2 protein-coding genes are annotated in these 803 nt (G+C 56.7%); both read left to right on the top strand.

All coding sequences use genetic code 11. The annotated features are described in order from the left end of the window. The first annotated feature begins 37 nt into the window (after positions 1-37). The gene (locus ACR0C6_RS21610; protein WP_209504336.1) at positions 38-442 is read left to right on the top strand and encodes a DUF2160 domain-containing protein; all 405 of its coding nucleotides are present in this window, start codon (positions 38-40) and stop codon (positions 440-442) included. A 65-nt stretch (positions 443-507) separates the two neighbouring features. Beyond that, a partial coding sequence (locus ACR0C6_RS21605; RefSeq protein ID WP_480621181.1) for a BlaI/MecI/CopY family transcriptional regulator occupies positions 508-803 on the top strand: 296 nt, incomplete at its 3' end.

Raw genomic sequence — 803 nt, 5'->3', positions numbered from 1 at the left:
CGCGTGGCTTCGCGATGGGACGTGTGTGAGGTTCAATATGCGAAAACTGCTTCTCACCCTGCCCTTCCTGCCCTCAGCAGCCTTTGCCCAGGCCAAGGCCGGATGGGGCAATGTCGGACAAGAGGCCGAAAAAGGGTTCTCGTGGACGGACCCCCTTTGGCCCGATTTCTGGATGGCATGGACACCTGCCACGCTGGCCGTGTTTGTCGGTATCTTCTCGGCCATTGCATGCATTGGCTTGCTGGAAGGCTTCAAATTCCGCGACGGGATCGAGCGACGCGGGGTTCTGGGGCTGACGACCACGCTGGGGGATCGCCTGTTCATCACCCTTCTGGGGTCCGCATATATTTTCCTGGCGTGGCTTGGATTGATTGGGCAACCCGTCTGGACACCACTATTCCTGTCCATTGGCTGGGGCGTTTTTGTGTTCTGGAAAGTTTAGACTTTGAGAAATCGCGAAAGGATGCTTGTCTGTCAGGCATACTAACCATGACGACACCGAGACCAATGCGAAAGAAAAAGACAACAAATCTGCTGACCGAGGTCGAACTGGAGTTCATGAACGAGCTCTGGGCCCTCGGGCAAGGCTCGGTGCGTGATGTCCTGGACCGCCTGCCGTCAGAACGCAACCTGGCCTATACATCCGGGGCCACGATCCTGCGCATTCTGGACGAGAAGGGTTTTGTGGAAAGCCACAAGTCGGGAAAGACCCTGATCTATACGCCGCTTCTGGAAAAGGACAGATATCAGGCCCGTTCGCTTCAAAATCTGTCGCGCACGCTTTTCGACGACACCCCCGCCAC

It is taken from the genome of Ruegeria sp. AL12, from assembly GCF_056540885.1.
Note: the sequence above shows the minus strand (reverse complement) of the source record. Positions and strands in the feature narration are given on the sequence as shown.

Bases quoted from the DNA above. Each gene is read 5' to 3' on its own strand.
- ACR0C6_RS21610 (WP_209504336.1), top strand. From the start codon at position 38: ATGCGAAAACTGCTTCTCACCCTGCCCTTCCTGCCCTCAGCAGCCTTT.